At 65.2% G+C, this 17,619-nt stretch carries 16 protein-coding genes; 9 read left to right on the plus strand and 7 right to left on the minus strand.

Annotated elements, in window-relative coordinates; genetic code table 11:
* Positions 1 to 24: 24 nt before the first annotated feature.
* On the minus strand, positions 25 to 714 hold the full coding sequence (locus KY496_RS18905; RefSeq protein ID WP_005663947.1) for a response regulator transcription factor: 690 nt from the start codon (positions 712 to 714) through the stop codon (positions 25 to 27).
* A 224-nt stretch (positions 715 to 938) separates the two neighbouring features.
* Between KY496_RS18905 and KY496_RS18910 the strand changes: the two genes are divergently transcribed.
* Positions 939 to 1,553: a hypothetical protein gene (locus tag KY496_RS18910; RefSeq protein ID WP_219861967.1), complete on the plus strand. Its 615-nt coding sequence runs from the start codon at positions 939 to 941 to the stop codon at positions 1,551 to 1,553.
* A 42-nt stretch (positions 1,554 to 1,595) separates the two neighbouring features.
* Here the strand turns inward: KY496_RS18910 and KY496_RS18915 are convergent, their stop codons facing one another.
* From KY496_RS18915 to minC, 4 genes are all read right to left on the minus strand, one after another.
* Positions 1,596 to 2,132: a carboxymuconolactone decarboxylase family protein gene (locus tag KY496_RS18915; protein WP_005663944.1), complete on the minus strand. Its 537-nt coding sequence runs from the start codon at positions 2,130 to 2,132 to the stop codon at positions 1,596 to 1,598.
* Positions 2,133 to 2,335: 203 nt separating this feature from the next.
* On the minus strand, positions 2,336 to 2,587 hold the full coding sequence (minE, locus tag KY496_RS18920) for a cell division topological specificity factor MinE (protein ID WP_005663943.1): 252 nt from the start codon (positions 2,585 to 2,587) through the stop codon (positions 2,336 to 2,338).
* A gap of 1 nt (position 2,588) precedes the next feature.
* Entirely contained in the window at positions 2,589 to 3,404 is an 816-nt protein-coding gene (gene minD / locus KY496_RS18925; protein WP_005663941.1) for a septum site-determining protein MinD, read from the minus strand.
* 35 nt (positions 3,405 to 3,439) lie between these two features.
* Positions 3,440 to 4,237 carry a septum site-determining protein MinC gene (gene minC, locus KY496_RS18930; protein ID WP_184238578.1) on the minus strand — a complete coding sequence of 266 codons (798 nt, stop codon included), beginning with the start codon at positions 4,235 to 4,237 and terminating at the stop codon, positions 3,440 to 3,442.
* Between the two features lie 333 nt (positions 4,238 to 4,570).
* Here minC and KY496_RS18935 point away from each other — a divergent pair, with 333 nt between their 5' ends.
* From KY496_RS18935 to KY496_RS18965, 7 genes are all read left to right on the plus strand, one after another.
* Positions 4,571 to 5,749: an acetyl-CoA C-acetyltransferase gene (locus tag KY496_RS18935; RefSeq protein ID WP_184238577.1), complete on the plus strand. Its 1,179-nt coding sequence runs from the start codon at positions 4,571 to 4,573 to the stop codon at positions 5,747 to 5,749.
* A gap of 92 nt (positions 5,750 to 5,841) precedes the next feature.
* Entirely contained in the window at positions 5,842 to 6,582 is a 741-nt protein-coding gene (phbB, locus tag KY496_RS18940) for an acetoacetyl-CoA reductase (RefSeq protein WP_005663936.1), read from the plus strand.
* 88 nt (positions 6,583 to 6,670) lie between these two features.
* Positions 6,671 to 8,005, plus strand: coding sequence for an amino acid deaminase (locus tag KY496_RS18945; protein WP_005663934.1), 1,335 nt, complete (start codon positions 6,671 to 6,673; stop codon positions 8,003 to 8,005).
* A 57-nt stretch (positions 8,006 to 8,062) separates the two neighbouring features.
* Positions 8,063 to 9,019 carry a prolyl aminopeptidase gene (gene pip / locus KY496_RS18950; protein ID WP_219861969.1) on the plus strand — a complete coding sequence of 319 codons (957 nt, stop codon included), beginning with the start codon at positions 8,063 to 8,065 and terminating at the stop codon, positions 9,017 to 9,019.
* Between the two features lie 157 nt (positions 9,020 to 9,176).
* Positions 9,177 to 9,659: a DUF2721 domain-containing protein gene (locus KY496_RS18955; RefSeq protein ID WP_005663930.1), complete on the plus strand. Its 483-nt coding sequence runs from the start codon at positions 9,177 to 9,179 to the stop codon at positions 9,657 to 9,659.
* A gap of 20 nt (positions 9,660 to 9,679) precedes the next feature.
* Positions 9,680 to 10,135, plus strand: a complete 456-nt coding sequence (locus tag KY496_RS18960) for a hypothetical protein (RefSeq protein ID WP_005663928.1) — start codon at positions 9,680 to 9,682, stop codon at positions 10,133 to 10,135.
* A gap of 56 nt (positions 10,136 to 10,191) precedes the next feature.
* Entirely contained in the window at positions 10,192 to 12,225 is a 2,034-nt protein-coding gene (locus tag KY496_RS18965) for an NADPH-dependent 2,4-dienoyl-CoA reductase (protein WP_219861971.1), read from the plus strand.
* A 38-nt stretch (positions 12,226 to 12,263) separates the two neighbouring features.
* Here the strand turns inward: KY496_RS18965 and KY496_RS18970 are convergent, their stop codons facing one another.
* Positions 12,264 to 13,385 (minus strand): beta-ketoacyl-ACP synthase III, encoded by a 1,122-nt coding sequence (locus tag KY496_RS18970; RefSeq protein ID WP_005663922.1) that lies wholly within the window; start codon positions 13,383 to 13,385, stop codon positions 12,264 to 12,266.
* A gap of 110 nt (positions 13,386 to 13,495) precedes the next feature.
* Positions 13,496 to 14,932, minus strand: coding sequence for a S41 family peptidase (locus KY496_RS18975; protein WP_071360905.1), 1,437 nt, complete (start codon positions 14,930 to 14,932; stop codon positions 13,496 to 13,498).
* Between the two features lie 583 nt (positions 14,933 to 15,515).
* Between KY496_RS18975 and KY496_RS18980 the strand changes: the two genes are divergently transcribed.
* The gene (locus KY496_RS18980) at positions 15,516 to 17,591 is read left to right on the plus strand and encodes a M13 family metallopeptidase (RefSeq protein WP_005663918.1); all 2,076 of its coding nucleotides are present in this window, start codon (positions 15,516 to 15,518) and stop codon (positions 17,589 to 17,591) included.
* The last annotated feature ends 28 nt before the right edge of the window (positions 17,592 to 17,619 follow it).

A 17,619-nucleotide genomic window follows, 5' to 3' on the forward strand; every position in this document is an offset into this window, starting at 1 on the left:
TTATACCTTCTTGCTGTCAGGGTTTCAGGCGCCGAGCTTTTCCAGCCGGTAGCCATAGCTGTAGACCGGCACGAGGCGGAAGCCGTTCTCCGGCCGCAGATGGAGTTTGTTGCGTACGCGCGAAACGTGGGTATCCATGGTGCGCGACGGCACGTCGTTTTCGCGGACCCACACCGATTCGTGGATGTAGGCGCGCGACAGCGGGCGGCCGATGTTGCGGAAGAACAGCAGCGCCAGCGAAAACTCTTTTTGGGTCACGTCGATCACCGAGCCGTCCTTGAGCAGCCGTCCGGGACGGGTCTCGAAGGTGTACGGGCCGAACTGCAGCTGCTCGGCGCTGTTCTGCGACGGATAGGCGCGGCGCAGCAGGGCCGAGACGCGCGCCACCAGCTCGCCGCGGCGCAGCGGCTTGACCAGGTAGTCGTCGGCGCCGGCGGTGACGCCGGCGATGATGTCGTCTTCGGCGTTATTCCCGACCAGGAACATCGTCGGCGCGGCGGACGCCAGCTTTTCCTTGGCGCGGCGCAGTACTTCGGTGCCTTCCATATCGGGGACATTCCAGTCCATCACCAGCATGTCGGCGCTGTCCTTGCGCAGCTGCCCCAGCAGCTCCTTGGCGCTGTCATACGATTGACAGCTGTGGCCAGCAGCGCTGAGGACCTGGCAAATCAGGTCAGCTTGGGGGCGGTCTTGCTCCAGTACGGCGATCTTCATGACGGGCGAAATGTTGTTTGGTTGCCTATGTAGGAAGATTCCTACAAAGTTAAACCAAATATATCAGACTTTCACAAAACGATGCTACTGATAAACTTCGCCCAGACACCAAAAGGTGACATTTGTACTATAAGACTGTTGTGTTAAGGGGACCACGCAGTAAATCTCGCTACAGGCGTAGACTGAATTTCATATGTCATTCAGATAATGTAGAGGGGTAAATTATGTTGTTTACACGTAAAAACGTGACGGTGCCCGAGGATCGCGTGCCCGTCAGCGGCGCCGCCATCGAGACCACCCGCATCCAGTGCCTGGCCCTGGTCAAGAAACGCGCCGCCATGTCGGCGGCGGTGGCCGCGGTGCCGGTGCCCGGCCTCGACCTGCTGGCCGACATCACGGGCTTCGCGGCCCTGGTCGACCAGATCAATGCCGAATTCGGCCTGACCCAGAAGCAGATCGAGCGCCTCAACCCACGCATGCGCGTGATCGCCTACAAGGCGGCGGCGTCGGTGGGCGGCATGCTGGTCGGCAAACTGGTGACGCGCGGCGCGGTGGCGCGCCTGTTCCGGGTCGTGGCCGGCCGCATGGCGGTCAAGACCACGGCCAAGATGGTGCCGCTGGCCGGCCAGATCGCGTCGGCGGCGATCGGCTACACGCTGTTCAAGCGGATGGGGGCGCAGCACGTGGAAGCCTGCGTCAAGGTGGTGCAGGAGCTGGAGCGGGCCGAGTCCGCGGGCGAAGCGCCGCAGCCGGTGGAGGAGAACGATGACGCCGCCACTGCACAGGTCAATGGCGGCGCGGTCAGCGGACCGGCGAAGGAGCCGGTGCTGGTGATGTAAGGCGAGGGGGCCCGGACGCGTGGCGGCGCAGTCCCCGCGCGTTCAGGCAACCTTCGGAAAATCGACCACCGTATCGTTGATCCGGTTGAACAGGTTCGTCAGCGTGATCGCCGTGATCGCCAGGGTGAGGTCGACGATCTGGGCATCGCTCACGCCGGCCGCCTTGACCGCCTCGATCCTGCTCGCGTCCACGGTGCCGCGGGTCGTCACCAGGTGGCGCGCGAACTCCGCCAGCGCGTCTTCGCGGGCATTGCCGGTGGCCTGGCCCTGGCGCACGGCGGCCAGCGCATCGGGGGACAAGCCGGCCATCTTGCCCATCAGGCTGTGGGCGGCCACGCAGTAGTCGCAACCGTTGACGGCGCTGACTGCGAGCTTGATGACTTCGACGTCGCGCGCCGACAGCGTGGTTTTCTTGAGGCTGGCGTCCAGGGCCAGCACCGATTCCAGCACCACCGGGCTGTTGCTGCCGATGTCGCGGTAGGCGTTCGGCACCTTGCCGACGGCGCCCCGGATGGCGCTGAACAATTGGGCGGCGGCGCCGGTGGCGTCCGGGACGGGGCGGGAGGCGAGACGGGTCATGGTGAAGCTCCTTGTCGAAAGTTCGTCGGGTGTGGCTGGCTGTCCGATGTGTTGCAGCCATGAATCCAGTATAGGCAGGCCCGTCGATACTTTGAATGCTCGGATTTCACTAATAATTGCCCGATCGTCTCACTGCTACTATGCTCGGCACCAAAGAAAATGCCCGCACCAGGCGGGCATCGTCGGGCGAAGGGCCTTGCCGCTCAGGTATCCGGCAGCACCACGTTCACGTCCAGCACTTCCAGGTTGCCCTGGCGGTCGAGCGAGACCTTGATGTCGTCGGGATTGACCTTGACGTACTTCGAGATCACGGCGATCAGCTCCTGGTGCAGGGCCGGCAGGAAATCCGGACCGGCGCGGTTGGTCCGTTCGCGTGCGATGATGATCTGCAGGCGTTCCTTGGCGGCTGTCGCGCTCTTCTTTTTTTCGGGGAAGAGGAATGAAAGCAATGCCATCTCACTTGGCTCCGAAAATGCGCTGGAACAGTCCCGGCTTTTCGTAGTTGGTAAAGCGCAGCGGGCGTTCTTCGCCCAGGAAGCGCGCGACGACGTCCTCGTAGGCATCGGCCACGTCGGTCCCCTTGAAGTGGATCGCCGGGTTGCCCTGGTTCGAGGCGTGCAGCACCGATTCCGATTCCGGAATGATGCCGATCAGGGGGATGCGCAGGATTTCCTGCACGTCCTGGTAAGAGAGCATTTCGTCCGCTTCGACGCGCTTCGGCGAGTAGCGGGTGATCAGCAGGTGTTCCTTGACCGGCTCGCTGCCGCTCTGGGCGCGGCGCGACTTGGCCTGCAGGATGCCCAGGATGCGGTCCGAGTCGCGCACCGACGAGACTTCCGGATTGGTGACCACGATCGCTTCGTCGGCGAAGGTCAGCGCCATCAGCGCGCCGTGCTCGATGCCGGCCGGCGAATCGCAGATGATGAACTCGAAGTCCATCTTGACCAGGTCGTTGAGCACGCGCTCCACGCCTTCTTCGGACAGGGCATCCTTGTCGCGCGTCTGCGAGGCCGGCAGGATGAACAGGTTGTCGCAGTGCTTGTCCTTGATCAGCGCCTGGTGCAGGGTCGCTTCGCCATTGACGACGTTGATCAGGTCGTAGACCACGCGGCGTTCGCAGCCCATGATCAGGTCGAGGTTGCGCAGGCCGACGTCGAAGTCGATCACTGCCGTCTTGTGGCCGCGCATGGCCAGCCCGGTGGAGAAGCTAGCGCTCGAGGTCGTTTTGCCCACACCGCCCTTGCCGGACGTCACAACAATAATTCTTGCCACAAAAAAGTCCTTTACAGTATCTGTTCAGTTCGGGATCAGCGGGATGCCGGAGCCAGCGATTGGATGTCGATCCGGTCGCCGACCAGCCGGATCTGCGTTGGCTGGCGCGCCAGGTCGGACGGGAAACCTTCGTCGAACGTGCGGTACACGCCGGCGATCGAGACCAGTTCCGGCTGCATCGACAGCGCGAAGATGCGCGCGTCCGGATTGCCGGAGGCGCCTGCCAGCGCGCGGCCATTGAGCGGCGCATACACGTGGATGCTGCCGTCGGCGATCAATTCTGCGCCATTATTGACCACGGCGGTGACGATCAGGTCAGTGCCGCGCGCATAGATGCGCTGGCCGGCGCGCACCGGGGTGTCGATGATCAGGGGCAGGGCGGCCGGCGCCTGGGCCGCGGCCGGTTCCAGGGCCGGCGCCGCGGGAGCCGCCGCCGGGGCAACTGCGGGAGCAGCCGGTTCCGGCGCCGCTGGGGCGGCGGGCTGCGCGGCCGCGTGGCCGCCGGCGCGCACGCCGCTCGAGCCGTCGTCCAGCGCCAGGCCCTGGGCCCGGATCGCCTCGATCATCGCCGGGCTGGCGCCGCGCACGGCGACCGCGTTCAGGCGGTATTTCTTGAGCAGGGCGACCAGCGCCGCCCAGTCGAGCCGCGGCGCGTCAGGCGCGATCGCGGCCACGTCGATCACCGCGAACTCGTCCTCGAAGAAGTCGGACACGCCACCCGTCATCTGCTCCAGGGCGGAATCGATGGCTTCCGGGTCGGCCGAGTGCAGGATCGTGGAGATGGCAACGACCGTGGAAATCTTGATTTCGATGGGAAGCGTGGTTTTAGGCATAAAACGGTGTAGTTGGCGTTGCGCTTGTGCATTCTACTGTGAAAATTGTGGAAAAGGACAGAAGCGCACGCATCATTCCTTACGGAAATTGAACGTTTGTCAGCAACCAGAAATTAAGTCATGCGATAGATCAAACACGCACGATTGGCATGTTGTTTTCGATGAATAAACTGCTAAGATTGCTGATGCTTTAACAGCAGCATGGGTTCCTCATTCCGTAACTTGAGGTTTTTATCGATCCCATGCACAAAGCCCGCCATCGCAGAATGGCGCGCCGAGTCCGAGGGAATTCTGTATGTTGCCGGCCACGGCCGGCTGAACGGAGATTTGAACATGGAAGACGTAGTCATCGTCGCCGCCGGTCGTACGGCCGTCGGCAAATTCGGCGGCACCCTCGCCAAGATTCCCGCCGCCGAGCTCGGCGCGCAAGTGATCAAGCACCTGCTGGCCAAGACCGGCATCGCGCCCGAGTCGGTCAGCGAAGTCATCATGGGCCAGGTGCTCACCGCCGGCGTGGGCCAGAACCCGGCGCGCCAGGCCGTCATCAAGGCCGGCCTGCCCGACATGGTGCCCGGCTACACCATCAACAAGGTGTGCGGCAGCGGCCTCAAGGCCACCCACCTGGCGACCCAGGCGATCCGCTGCGGCGACGCCGAGATCGTCATCGCCGGCGGGCAAGAGAACATGAGCGCCTCGCCGCACGTGCTGGCCGGCTCGCGCGACGGCTTCCGCATGGGCGACGCCAAGCTCACCGACACCATGATCGTCGACGGCCTGTGGGACGTCTACAACCAGTACCACATGGGCGTCACCGCCGAGAACGTCGCCAAGAAATACGAGATTTCGCGCGCCGAGCAGGACGAATTCGCGCTGCAATCGCAGCTGAAGGCCGAAACTGCTCAAAAAGAAGGCAAGTTCAAGGACGAGATCATCCCGATCGAGATCGTGACCAAGAAGGGCACGACCGTCTTCGACACCGATGAATACCCGAAGCATGGCAGCACGCTCGAGGCGCTGGCCAGCCTGCGTCCGGCGTTCAACAAGGAAGGTTCGGTCACCGCCGGCAATGCGTCGGGCATCAACGACGGCGCCGCCGCCGTGATCATGATGAGCGCCTCGAAAGCGAAAGAACTGGGCTTGACCCCGCTGGCGCGCATCAAGGCCTATTCGTCGGCCGGCCTCGACCCGTCGATCATGGGCATGGGCCCGGTGTCGGCCTCGCAGCTGTGCCTCAAGAAGGCCGGCTGGACCCACGAAGACGTCGACCTGATGGAAATCAACGAAGCCTTCGCCGCCCAGGCCATCGCCGTCAACAAACAGATGGGCTGGGACACGTCCAAGATCAACGTCAACGGCGGCGCGATCGCGCTGGGCCACCCGATCGGCGCTTCCGGCGCCCGCGTGCTGGTCACCCTGCTGCACGAAATGATCCGCCGCGACGCCAAGCGCGGCCTGGCGAGCCTGTGCATCGGCGGCGGCATGGGCGTGGCGCTGGCGGTCGAGCGCGACTGAGCACGACCTGGCGACAGGCAGCGACGGCCCGCCTGGCGGCGCCGTCGGTTTCAAGCGGTGTGAAGTGACACAATATAAAACTGGAGAAGACAATGGCTCGAGTAGCATTAGTAACCGGCGGCATGGGCGGCCTGGGCGAAGCGGTGTGCATCAAGCTGGCCGCATTGGGATATCAGGTCGTCACCACTTTTTCGCCTGGCAATACCAAAGTCGATGCGTGGCTCGGCGCCATGAAAGAGCAGGGCCATGACTTCAAGGCCTATGCCTGCGATGTGGCCGACTACGACGCCGCCCAGGAATGCGTGCGCCAGGTGATCGCCGACGTCGGCCCGATCGACGTGCTGGTCAACAACGCCGGCATCACCCGCGACATGACCTTCAAAAAGATGGACAAGGTCAACTGGGACGCCGTGATCAAGACCAACCTCGATTCCGTGTTCAACATGACCAAGCCGGTCTGCGACGGCATGGTCGAGCGCGGCTGGGGCCGCATCATCAATATCTCGTCGGTGAACGGCCAGAAGGGCGCCTTCGGCCAGACCAACTACTCGGCGGCCAAGGCCGGCATGCACGGTTTCACCAAGGCGCTGGCGCTCGAAGTGGCGCGCAAGGGCGTGACAGTCAACACCATCTCGCCGGGCTATATCGGCACCAAGATGGTGATGGACATCCCGAGCGAAGTGCTGGAAACCAAGATCATCCCGCAAATCCCGATGGGCCGCCTGGGCAAGCCTGAAGAAGTGGCCGGCCTGGTGGCGTATCTGTCGTCGGACGAGGCGGCATTTGTTACCGGCGCCAATATCGCCATCAATGGCGGGCAGCACATGTCCTGATCCATCAGGGCGAACCACGAAGCACCGCTCAGGCGGTGCTTTTTTTTCGCCGATTACAATAAACGACCACCCATTTTCGGAGCAGATCATGCACACCTTGCCCCACGGCGGCCTCGCCCTGTCCAGCCTCGACGAACAGCTGCTGCTCCCCGGCACCAAGGGCTTGCCGCTGCGCGCACCGCTGCGCCAGGGCGCGATCGGCGTGCAGGGGTGGAATGTGCTGCGCGGCGACACCAGCTATCCGGTCGCCGTGCTCAGGGAGTCGAGCCTGCGCCACAACCTGGCCTGGATGCGCGCCTTTTGCGAGCGTCACGGCGCCACGCTGGCGCCGCACGGCAAGACCACGATGAGTCCGCAGCTGTTCGGCGCGCAACTGGCCAATGGCGCCTGGGGCATCACCCTCGCCACCGCGATCCAGGTCCAGGTGGCGCACCGCTTCGGCGTGCGCCGCGTGCTGCTGGCCAACCAGCTGGTGGCGCGCAGCGACATCGACGCCGTGCTGGCCCTGCTGCATGGCGATCCCGATTTCGAGTGCATCGTGCTGGCCGATTCGCCCGCCGGCGTGGCGCGCCTGGCGCAGGCGGTCGCCGCGCACAGGCTGGCGCGTCCGCTCTTGGTGCTGGTCGAGCTGGGCCTGGCCGGCAAGCGCGCCGGTTGCCGCACGCCGCAGGAAGCGATGGAGGTGGCGCACGCCATCGCGCTGGCCGACGGCCTGGCGCTGGCCGGCTTCGAGGGTTATGAGGGCCTGCTCGTCAGCGACGACCGCGCCGCCGACCTGCGCCAGGTCGACGCTTTCCTTGCTCAACTGGTGGCGCTGGTGCGCGGCGCCGATGCCGAGGGCCTGTTCGCCACGTCCGAGATCGTGATCTCGGCCGGCGGCTCGTCCTATTTCGACCTGGTGGCGCGCGGTTTCCAGGATGTGGATGGCCTGTCGCGTCCAGTGCGCGCCATCCTGCGCAGCGGCTGCTACCTGACGAGCGACCACGGCATGTACCGCCGCCACATCGACGAGCTGAACGCGCGCGCAGGCGGCCGGGAGGAAGGCCTGCAGGAAGGGTTACGTCCTGCGCTCGAAGTCTGGAGCATGGTCCAGTCGCGCCCCGAACCGACCCTGGCCATCCTCACCATGGGCAAGCGCGACGCCTCCTACGACGCCGACCTGCCGATTCCGCTCTACTCGGCGCGTCCCGATGGCGCTGCCGTGCCGGCCGCGCTGCCGTCCGGCTGCACGATCTTCAAGATGAACGACCAGCACGCCTATCTGCGCCTGCCGGAAGGCGACCCGCTGTGCGACAGCCTGGCGGTGGGCGACCTGGTCGGCTGCGGCATCTCGCACCCGTGCACCACCTTCGACAAGTGGCCGCTGCTGCTGGCCGTGGACGACGCCTACACGGTGCGCTACGCGCTCAATACCTATTTCTGAAACAGACCGTCCATACGCTACAATCGGCTTCTTGAATCACTGCCAACAAGAGCCGCCATGCCCGTCACGCCGCCGTCGCTGTTCCCGCCGATCCAGCCCATCCGCCACGGCATGCTGGCGGTCGACGAGATGCACACGATCTACTGGGAAGAAGTCGGCAATCCGGACGGCATCCCGGTGCTGTTCCTGCACGGCGGCCCCGGCGCCGGCCTGTCGCCCCAGCACCGCCGCTTCTTCGATCCGCAGGCCTACCGCGTGATCCTGTTCGACCAGCGCGGCGCCGGCAAGTCGACGCCGCTGGGCGAGTGGCGCAACAACACGACCCAGCTCCTGATCGATGACATCGAGCGCCTGCGCGCGCTGTTCGGCATCGAACGGTGGCTGGTGTTCGGCGGCTCCTGGGGCTCGACCCTGGCGCTGGCCTATGGCCAGGCCCATCCCGAGCGCTGCCTGGGCTTCGTGCTGCGCGGGATCTTCCTGTGCACCCGCGCCGAGGTGGACTGGTTCATCAACGAGGTGCGCTGGTTCTATCCCGAGCTGTACGAGGAATTCGTGGCCCCGATTCCGCAGGACGAGCGGCACGACCTGCTCAACGCCTATGCGCGCCGCCTGCTGTGCCACGACCCGGATGTCTACTGGCCGGCCGCGCGCGCCTGGAGCCGCTTCGAAGGCCGGCGCGTGTTCCTGCTGCCGCAGCCCGAGGAAGTCTCGAACGATACGCTCGACCTCGGCGTCGGCCGGCTCGAGTCGCATTACATGCTCAACGGCGCCTTCCTCGAAGAAGACCAGCTGCTGCGCGACCTGGCGCGCATCGCCCATCTGCCGGCGGTGATCGTGCAGGGCCGCTACGACGTGATCTGCCCGCCGCTGTCGGCCTGGCGCCTGCACACGGCGTGGCCCGGCTCGAAGCTGGAGATGATCGCCGACGGCGGCCATGGCGCGCTGGAGGCGGGCATCGCGCGCGCGCTGGTGGCGGCCACCGAGCAGTTCAAGCGGCTGCGCCGGTTTGAATGAAGCTGGGTCGGGGTGCTGTTGGCTGCTACACTATGTGTCATGGAGTTGAACGCGTCGGCGGCGTAGCCGCCAACCCTACGCATGCCGTCGAGTCCCCAGGCAGCACAGCTGCGCACCTGACGCACCAGGCACATTACAACAATTCGAACGTGTTCTTATGAATATCCAGATCAGCGACATCGGCCATGTCATCCAGCTGGCGATCGCGCCGGTTTTCCTGCTCACCGGCGTGGCCACCAAGCTGACCGTGCTGACCAACCGGCTGGCGCGCATCATCGACCGCACGCGCGTGCTCGAGGACCGGCTCAAGGTCAGCCCCAACGCCGAGTTTTCAAGCGAACTCGAACTGCTCTACCAGCGCTCGCACCTGATCAACTTCGCGATCGCCTCCAGCACCGCCTGCGGCCTGCTGGTGTGCGTGGTCATCGCGATGCTGTTCGCGGGCGACACCACCGGCATTCCGCTCGACCAGTACATCGCCGCCTGCTTCGTGTTCGCGATGATCGCCCTGATCAGCAGCTTCGTCTATTTTTTGCGCGAGATCTTCATCGCGTCGAAGTTCATGCGCATGCAGCACCAGGCCATCATGATGCTGCAATCGCCGCCGCCGCCACCACCATCGCCAACCTCGCAGCCTTGAATGCGGCAAGAAAGAATCCCATGCACGACTACCAACGCCCTCCGACCCTGCACCGCTACGCGCTGCGCGCCGAACTCGAAAACGCGCTCAAGACCGGCCAGTTCCGCCTCGAGCCCAATGGCGGCTTCCTGCACGTCTCGTTTTCCACCGTCTGGGACAAGCGCCTGTTCGACATCATCACGCCGAGCGACGCCTGCCTGGTGATCCACAATACCGAGGAATTCGGCGAGCGCCTGCACCGCGCCGTGCAGCGCCTGCTGCCCAACTGGGCTGGCATCGACGGCGCCATCGAGTACGGCAACCGTTCGCCGCTGGGCGCGGCCTTCACCAAGAGCCTGGGCCAGGCGCGCGAAAAAGAATGGCAGTTCGCCTGGCGCCCGATGTCCCCCGGCGCCAGCCTGAACCCGGTGGTGGTCAGCATCGGCAGCATCGAAAGCTTCGCCGAACTGCGCGACCGCGAAAGCCACCTGGCTTGATGCGCCTTCCAGCCGTTTAGACGCACGGCTCCAGAAAATCGCGGTGTAATGCCGCGATGACTACTGCTACCTATCCCCGCCTGCTTGCGCCGCTCGACCTGGGTTTCACCACCCTGAAGAACCGCGTGATCATGGGCTCGATGCACACCGGGCTCGAAGACCGCTTCTACAACTACGGCAAGCTGGCCGCCTTCTACCGCGAACGCGCGCGCGGCGGCGTGGGCCTGATCGTCACCGGCGGCATCTCGCCCAATCGCCAGGGCTGGCTGCTGCCCTTCGGCGGCACCCTGAACTCCCTGTTCGACGTGCCCAACCACCGGCGCGTCACGCGCGCGGTGCACGAGGAGGGCGGCAAGATCCTGATGCAGATCCTGCACGCGGGCCGCTACGGCTACCAGCCCTTCGTGGTGTCGGCCTCGAACATCAAGTCGCCGATCTCGCGCTTCAAACCCAGGGCGCTCACCGAGGCCGGCATCGAAGCGACGATCCGCGCCTACGTGCGCTGCGCCAGGCTGGCGCGCACGGCCGGCTACGATGGCGTCGAGATCATGGGCAGCGAGGGCTATTTGCTGAACCAGTTCCTGTGCGCGCGCGCCAACCGCCGCACCGACCGCTGGGGCGGGCCGATCGAGAACCGCATGCGGCTCGCCATGGAGGTGGTGCGCCGCATCCGCGCCGCGGTCGGGCCGGACTTCATTTTGATGTATCGGCATTCGGTGCTCGACCTGGTCGAAGGCGGCAATACCTGGGACGAGATCGTGCTGTCCGCCAGGGCGCTGGAGGCCGCCGGCGCCACGATCCTGAACACCGGCTATGGCTGGCACGAGGCGCGCATCCCGACCATCGTCACCTCGGTGCCGCGCGCCGCCTTCGCCGAAGTCGCGGGACGGCTGCGCAAGGAAGTCGGCATTCCCGTCGTGGCCTCGAACCGCATCAATATGCCGGCCGAGGCCGAGGGCATCCTGGAGCGCGGCGACGCCGACCTGGTGTCGATGGCGCGGCCCTTCCTGGCCGACGCCGATTTCGTCGCCAAGGCCGCCGCCGGCCGCAGCGACGAGATCAATACCTGCATCGCCTGCAACCAGGCCTGCCTGGACCATACCTTCTCCAACCGGCGCGCGACCTGCCTGGTCAACCCGCGCGCCTGCCACGAAACCGAACTCGTGTTCCGCAAGGCCGCCACGGCGCGCCGCATCGCGGTGGTCGGCGCCGGGCCGGCCGGGCTGTCGGCGGCGACGGTCGCGGCCGAGCGCGGGCACCGCGTGACCCTGTTCGACGCCCAGGACCGCATCGGCGGCCAGTTCAATATCGCGATGCGCATTCCAGGCAAGGAAGAATTCGCGGAGACGATCCGTTATTTTGGCCGCCGTCTCGAATTGCTGGGCGTCGACATTCGCTTGAATTGTTTGATTACGCGCGAGGAACTGCTGGCCCAGGGCTTCGACGAGGTGATCGTGGCGACCGGCATCCGCATGCGTAAGCCATCGATTCGCGGCATCGACCATCCGAAGGTCCTGAGCTATCTCGACGTGCTGCGTGACGGCCGCCCGGTCGGGCGCCGGGTGGCGATCATCGGCGCCGGCGGCATCGGTTTCGATACCGGCGAATTCCTGGTGCACGATCCGCGAGTAGCCCTGCCGGTGCCGGCGGCGCACTGGATGAAGGAGTGGGGCGTCGACCCGCTGGTCGCCACGCCGGGCGGGCTGGCGCCGCCGGTGGCGCCGCATCCGCCGCGCCAGGTCTGGCTCCTGCAGCGCAAGACCACGCGGCCAGGGGCCGGCCTGGGGAAAACATCGGGCTGGGTGCACCGCGCCACGCTCGCGCGCAATGGCGTGACCATGCTGGCCGGCGTGGGGTACGAGCGCATCGACGACGCCGGCCTGCACATCACGGTCGGGGGCGAAGCGCGCCTGCTCGAGGTGGACAATGTGGTGATCTGCGCCGGGCAGGAAAGCCTGGCGGAACTGATGCCGGCGGATGGGGCCACGGGCGGCCCGCGCTTCCACAAGATCGGCGGCGCGGCGCTGGCGGCGGAGCTGGATGCCAAGCGCGCGATCCGCGAAGGGGCGGAACTGGCGGCGCGGCTGTGAGCCGCGCCGATGTGGATTCGAAGTGGATTCGAAGTTGATTACTTCTTGCGCACCACCACGCAACCAATCGAGTAACCTGCGCCAAACGAGCAGATGACGCCATTGGCGCCCGCCGGCAGGTCGTCCTGGTAGCGGTGGAAGGCGATGATCGAGCCGGCCGACGAGGTGTTGGCATAGCTGTCCAGGATCACCGGCGCTTCGTCGGCTGTCGCGTCGCGGCCCAGCAGGGTGCGCACGATCAGCAGGTTCATGTTCAGGTTGGCCTGGTGCAGCCAGTAGCGCGACACGTCTTTCGTTTCCAGGCCGGCCGCCGCGAGCGTGTCGGCGATGGTCTGGGCCGCCATCGGGCAGACTTCCTTGAATACCTTGCGGCCCTGCTGGCGGAACAGTTTATCCGGCTGGCCGATGCCCGCTTCGTCGAAGCGGTTCATGAAGCCGAAGTTGTTGCGGATATTGTTCGAGAAACTGGTCTTGAGGCGGCTGTCGAGGATTTCCCACTGGTGCGCACTGCTTGCCGTCTCCGCGGCCTCGATCACGATCGCGGTGCAGGCGTCACCGAAGATGAAGTGGCTGTCGCGGTCGCGGAAGTTCAGGTGGCCGCTGGTGATTTCAGGGTTCAGCACCAGCACCGCGCGTGCGCGGCCATTGCGCACCGCGTCGACCGCGGTGGCGATGCCGAAGGTGGCCGAGGAGCAGGCCACGTTCATGTCGAAGCCGAAGCCGTCGATGCCCAGCGCCTCTTGCACCTCGACCGCCATGGCCGGATAGGCGCGCTGCATATTGCTGCAGGCGACCAGCACCATGTCGATGTCCTGCGGCGTTTTGCCGGCGCGCGTCAACGCTTCGCGCGCAGCGGCCACGCACATCTCGGCCTGCAGCGAGATCTCGTCGTCGGCCCGTTCCGGAATGCGCGCCGTCATGTGGCTCGGGTCCAGGATGCCGCTCTTTTCCATCACGTAGCGCGACTTGATGCCCGACGCTTTTTCGATGAAGGCGCTGCTCGACGGTTCCAGCGCCGTCACCTCGCCCGCCGCGATTTGCGCGGCATGCTCCTGGTTGTGCAGTTCGACATAGGCGTTGAAGGCTGTCACCAGCTCGTCGTTCGAGATGGAATGCGGCGGGGTAAACAGGCCGGTGCCGCTGATGACGACAGGTTTCATATTCAGCAAACTTTCAGGGAAAATAAGCGGGGTTGTCCGCAAGATGCGCCGATTCTACACGCTCGGCGCATGCCTGGGAATCGGCTGCCGCAGGGACTGTTCAGTCGCGTTTATTGGTCCTTGCGCCCGTGCTGGGCCAGCGTGGTGGCGGGGGCGGCGCGCTTGGACAGCACCACTTCCTGGCCCTTGAGGTGGCGCAGGGCCTGGGCCAGCTGGAAGTCGTCCGCGCTGCCGTAGTCGAGCGGCTTGCGGGTGCGCGCCTCGGCCAGCAGGCGCATCTGTTCCTCGATGTCGTCCTCGCGCGTGGCGGCTTCGGGTCCCGCGCCGTTCGACAGGTGGTGCTGCAGGTCGGCCTCGCGCATGCGCAGCGCGTTCAGGCCGTCGCCTTCCAGCGTTTCGTCCACGGGCAGGTCGGGCACGATGCCGCGCGCCTGGATCGAGCGCCCGGCCGGGGTGTAGTAGCGCGCCGTGGTCAGCTTGACCGCGGCGTCGCGCCCGATCGGGCGGATGGTCTGCACCGAGCCCTTGCCGAAGGTCTGGCTGCCCAGGATGGCGGCGCGTTTATAGTCCTGCAGGGCGCCGGCCACGATTTCGGAAGCCGAGGCCGAGCCGGTATTGACCAGCACGACCATCGGCAAGTCCTTGAACGCCGGTGGCAAGGTGGCCAGCGGGTCGGCGCCGCTGCGCAGCATGTAGAACTCGGGCCGCGCGTAGAAGCGCTGGCGCGAATCGGCCAATTGGCCGTTGGTCGACACGATCTCGGCGTTCTTCGGCAGGAAGGCGGCGGCGACGCCGATCGCGCCCTGCAGCAGCCCGCCCGGATCGTTGCGCAGGTCGAGCACCAGGCCTTTGAGGTCCGGATCTTCGCGGTACAGCGCCTGCAGCCTGGCGGCCATGTCGTCCACGGTCGGTTCCTGGAACTGCGCGATGCGCAGCCAGGCGTAGCCCGGCTCCACCATCTTCGCCTTGACGCTTTTCTGCACGATCTCGCGCCGCTCGATGGTGAAATTCAGTGGTTCGGGCGCGTCCTTGCGTGCGACCGTGAGCGTGACGCGCGTGCCCGGCTCGCCGCGCATGCGCTTGATGGCGTCGTCGATCGGCGTGCCCTGGACCGGGTGGCCGTCGATGCGGGTGATCAGGTCGCCCTCCTTGATGCCGGCGTGGTAGGCCGGCGAATCTTCCATCGGGGTGACGATCTCGATATAGCCGTCCTCGCTCACGGCGATCTCGATGCCGACGCCGACGAAGCGGCCCTCGGTGCCTTCGCGCAGCTCGCGGTAGGCGCGCGGATCGAGGTAGGCCGAATGCGGGTCGAGCGAGGCGACCATGCCGGCGATCGCCTCGGACAGCAGGGCTTTATCTTCGACCGGTTCGACATAGGTGGACTTGATGACGCCGTAGACGTCGGCCAGCTGGCGCAGCTCGGCGATCGGCATGCTGGCGTCGACCGGCGGCTTGAAGGCGAGGGCGGAGAATTGCATGGTCAGGCCGACCCCGGCGATCACGCCCAGGCCGACGAGGCAGGAATTCTTGAAGGTGGAACCCATGTGGTTGATCCGTTGAGGCATTTGCGCACGGAACCGGCAGGCGAACTTATGCCTGAGGTAGCGCAAGGCCAGTATAAACCGGTTCGTGCGCGGCTGCGGGCGGCGGCGCAAAAGCTATCGAGCTGGAATGAAAAAGGATGCGTTGGGAGGCGGAGTTGTTACACCCGATCCTACGATGGTAAGCAATTGTAAGAGTAGAAGAGCGTGCGGATGAGGCAGCCTATAGTTGGAACCAGTTTTTCTCTCTCTCCACTCTTGAAGTGGTCTTTGCCCGCGGCCTCCACCGCGGGCTTTTTTCTTTCCGGTCCCGGTTTCGCACATTGTGCGATCTGTCGGCTGCCTCTGCGGAGATTGTACATTCCCCTTCACCGGACACGGGGCGCACATGTCATCCCGCCTGTCATCGTGTTGTCATCTTCCAACACATGCATACGCGAAAACACATGTGTGCCGTGTATCGAAAAGTAAAAATCCGTGCTCCGCCAGCGAGGTTTATTGCCTAACCGCTAGAATGGTTTTTTTGCCGACCATCCGGCCGGAACCGATTCACCCTGCAATCGCACTGCAAGTAAGGATTTTTCCCGTGAAGCGACACCTCCTGAGCACCCTGACCCTGTCCCTGATGGCCGCCTTCGCTGCGCCGGCCATGGCTGCCGACGCTGCGCCGGCCACCGCCGCCACCGCCGCCGCGCCGGCCGGCGTCATTTCGGGCATCGACACCCAGTACATCGACACCAGCGTGCGTCCGCAGGACGACTTCTTCACTTACCTGAACGGCAAGTGGCTGAAGGACACCGAAATCCCGAGCGACCGTTCGAGCTGGGGCACCTTCATGAAGCTGCGCGAAGACACCACGCCGCAGCTGCTGGCGATCATCGAGGCCGCACAGAAAGACACCGGCGCCAAGGCCGGCACCGAGACCAGGAAAATCGGCGACCTGTACGCCAGCTTCATGGACGCCGAGCGCCGCGAAACCCTGGGCTACAAGCCGCTGACCGGCGAGCTGTCGCGGATCCGCTCGCTGAAGGACAAGAAGGGCATCCCGGCCCTGGCCGCCCACCTGGCGAAGATCGGCGTTTCGAGCCCCTACGGCATCTACGTCGGCCAGGACATGCGCGAGTCGACCAAGTACGCCACCTACATCAGCCAGAGCGGCCTTGGCATGCCCGACCGCGACTACTACCTGAAGCAGGACGACGCCAAGCTGGCGGAGATCCGCGCCAAGTACCAGCAGCACGTCGAGAAGACGCTGGCCCTGGCCGGCGAGAAGAACGCCGCGGCCCAGGCCAAGGCCATCGTCGACTTCGAGACCGAGCTGGCCAAGGTGCAGTGGACCAAGGTCGAGAACCGCGATCCCGTCAAGCGCTACAACAAGATGAGCGTGCTTGAACTGACCAAGCTGGCGCCGGGCTACGACTGGAAGGCGGCCCTGGGCGCCGCCGGCGTGGGCAACAAGCTGGAATACATCATCGTCAACCAGCCGAGCTACTTCACCGGTTTCAATGAACTGCTGGCGAAGACCGACCTGGCGACCGTCAAGTCGTACTTCGAATGGCAGCTGCTGCGCGAATACGCGCCCTACCTGTCGAAGGCCTTCGTGGACGAAAACTTCGCCTTCTACGGCACCGCGCTGACCGGCGTGACCGAGCAGCGTCCGGAATGGAAGAAGGGCGTGGCCACCGTCGAAGGCGCGCTGGGCGAGGCGCTCGGCAAGCTGTACGTGAAGGAGCACTTCCCGGCCGAGCGCAAGGCGCGCATGGAAGAGCTGGTGAAGAACCTGATCATCGCCTACGGCCAGTCGATCGACAACCTGGAGTGGATGAGCCCTGCGACCAAGAAGGAAGCGCGCGCCAAGCTGGCCAAGTTCACGCCGAAGATCGGCTATCCGGACAAGTGGCGCGACTACGCGCGCCTGACCATCAAGCGCGACGACCTGGTGGGCAACGCGATGCGCGCCTCGACCTTCGAGTACGAGCGCAACATCGGCAAGCTGGGCAAACCGATCGACCACACCGAGTGGGGCATGACGCCGCAGACCGTGAACGCCTACTACCGCAGCACGATGAACGAGATCGTGTTCCCGGCCGCGATCCTGCAGCCGCCGTTCTTCGACATGCGCGCCGACGACGCCGTCAACTACGGCGCGATCGGCGCCGTGATCGGCCACGAAATCGGCCACGGCTTCGACGACAAGGGCAGCCAGTCGGATGGCGACGGCAACCTGCGCAACTGGTGGACCGCCGAGGACAAGGCCGCGTTCAAGGCCCGCACCGACAAGCTGGTCAACCAGTTCAACGGCTACAGCCCGCTGCCGGGCTATAACGTCAATGGCGAACTGACCCTGGGCGAGAACATCGGCGACAACGCCGGCCTGGCGATCGGCTACAAGGCCTACCAGATCTCGCTGCACGGCAAGCCGGCGCCGGTGATCGACGGTCTCACGGGCGACCAGCGCTTCTTCATGGGCTGGGGCCAGGTGTGGCGCTCGAAGATGCGCGAAGCGCAGCAGATCAACCAGGTCAAGACCGACCCGCACTCGCCGGGCCAGTTCCGCGCCAACGGCACCGTGCGCAATATGGCCGAGTTCTACAAGGCCTTCGACGTGAAACCGGGCGACAAGATGTACCTGCCGCCTGAAGAACGCGTCATCATCTGGTAATCTGGTCCAGGGACGGGCCGGCGTCATG

Source organism: Massilia sp. NP310 (assembly GCF_019443485.1).
Lineage (GTDB): Bacteria > Pseudomonadota > Gammaproteobacteria > Burkholderiales > Burkholderiaceae_D > Telluria > Telluria timonae.